The following is a 1892-nucleotide window of genomic DNA, read 5'->3' on the forward strand; positions in this document are numbered from 1 at the left end:
GGGATTGATCCAGTCGCGACGTGGGGAAGTCACCATTCGCGACCGGGAAGGGCTCGTTGAAATCGCCGACGGGGGCTATGGAGAATCAGAGGTCGAATACGAACGGCTGGTTGGTGATTTCGACCCACAGTACGTTTGATCGTCCGTTTTTTTGGCCCGATATGTCAAATTTTAATGCGGGGAACTTTACCCGTTGCTAATTTAAAAACGGCGGGGGCGCTCTCGGAGGGAGCGGCCATGGAAATACGAGACCTTGTGGTTAAGATGTCAGCTAAGTTACTCAAGCGCCGTGCTGGTGCCCTATCGGTGTCAACGAGACCGATCCGCGTGTCCTTGGCCGACATGCCGCCCAAGCGGCCGTCGCCAGCGTATCGACCGTCGTCCCCGCCCCGGCCGGCCAGCAACATGTAACTCAACGATTTTTGCGGGGGGTGGCCGGCGCTGTTGGGTGGAAGCTTTGGGGAAGGCGCAGGCCAATCGGCTTTCCGCCGCGCGAAACAATCTAACAGGCAGCCCGCCGTATCTATGGTTTGATCGCGTAGCGCGTTTAGGCCTGATCGACATCAATATCGAAAACAATCGACGCGCGAAGAAGCGAGCATCGGCATTTCGGATGCGTACGGCAAACACATGGTGACTGTGTTTGGGTAGGGTCTACTGAGTGATTTCTGTCAATGGACGGATTGCCTGGCGTTTCGCTTCGCCAAAGCTTTCAAAATCCAAGCCCTCTCGGTCGGGCACAAGCTCGCCGTCGTCCCGGAAGTCGAAATAAAACGTGGCCATCCGACAGCATGAGGCTTTTTAAGCCGGAGGGGAAGAGAAACGTACGTTTCGTACAATAGGACGCAGGCTTGCGATCGACAATCTCAAAACCGTGCTTGCGGTAGAAGGCCAGCGCCCGATCGTTGCCCTCAAGCACTTCTAGCGCGATGCTCGGGATGCCGACATGGGCCGCAAGTACGGCGGATGTCGGCCGCCAACCCGGATCCGAATTCACTTTTTTCTATGTGCAGGCGGTCGAGCATGACGTCACCTCCCGCATCCATCTCAGCCATCGCATAGCCGGCGAGAGACCCATCCGGCCGTTCCGCGACGAACGCTATCTTGTTGGTGTCCGCCAGTTCCTCCGCGAGCTGCTGCGGGGCATGATGGACGTCCGAAATCTTGGCCGTTTCCGCCCAGCCTGCGATTGGTCCATATGTGCGGCGCCARGACTCGCCAAGCAGCTTCGATACGGCAGGGACGTCCTGTTAGGTTATGGCTCTAATTCGCATCGCGTCAACTCGTCGTCGCTGGGTTTGCTGAGCCTCACGCCAGCGTTGCCGCCGTTCTCAGCGAACAACTGGATGCCGCCCAGTCGGCAACAGATGTAGCCCCGTGCAGGTCCAGAGAACCTCCCGCGCCATTTCGGCGTCATGCTCGGCGTCGATCTTGCCTTGGCGCTGGGGATCGCATCGTTGGGGCCGATCGGCACCGCACGAGGCACCGTCAGACGATCGCGCGCGCGCTATTTCGGGGAGGCCTGAGATTGCGACAGTTTTCGGATTAGCGTGTATCGTCGCCCTTCACCAGGCCGCGCCACAAAAGACGGCGTCGTGCTAAACACAAAAGGAATGGATCGACGTATCGGTTTCCGCAGAGTGCCCTCTAGAGCCATCATCGCGCCTCATCGCACGAGCTGATCCTGTTTGGACGATCTCCAGGCGCTATCTTGGATTAGATCAATCCACTGTGCGGAGTCTCCGATGTGCAACGACTACGAGCAGCATATCGCCTGGGCAGAATACTGCCGGATGATGCAGTCGCTGGCGATCAACATCCCTACCCACCAAACTGAACTGGATCTGCCGCAGGCAGACGACATCCGCATCAACGACCGAGCTCCGATCATG

At 58.2% G+C, this 1892-nt stretch carries 2 protein-coding genes and 1 pseudogene; 2 read left to right on the forward strand and 1 reads right to left on the reverse strand.

From position 1 onward, the window contains the following. Window positions 1–654: 654 nt before the first annotated feature. Window positions 655–783 (reverse strand): DUF6894 family protein, encoded by a 129-nt coding sequence (locus ACXJ7R_RS31470; RefSeq protein ID WP_457155213.1) that lies wholly within the window; start codon window positions 781–783, stop codon window positions 655–657. A 155-nt stretch (window positions 784–938) separates the two neighbouring features. On the opposite strand from ACXJ7R_RS31470, the gene ACXJ7R_RS31475 reads away from it, so the two are divergent. Both ACXJ7R_RS31475 and ACXJ7R_RS31480 read left to right on the forward strand, forming a co-directional pair. Next, entirely contained in the window at window positions 939–1373 is a 435-nt protein-coding gene (locus ACXJ7R_RS31475; protein WP_457155214.1) for a hypothetical protein, read from the forward strand. A 372-nt stretch (window positions 1374–1745) separates the two neighbouring features. Then, window positions 1746–1892, forward strand: a pseudogene (locus ACXJ7R_RS31480) (SOS response-associated peptidase); the annotation flags it as partial.

The organism is Mesorhizobium sp. P5_C1 (assembly GCF_054049815.1).

Excerpts from the sequence above, each read along its gene's own strand:
- ACXJ7R_RS31470 (WP_457155213.1), bottom strand. The coding sequence starts at position 783 with ATGGCCACGTTTTATTTCGACTTCCGGGACGACGGCGAGCTTGTGCCC.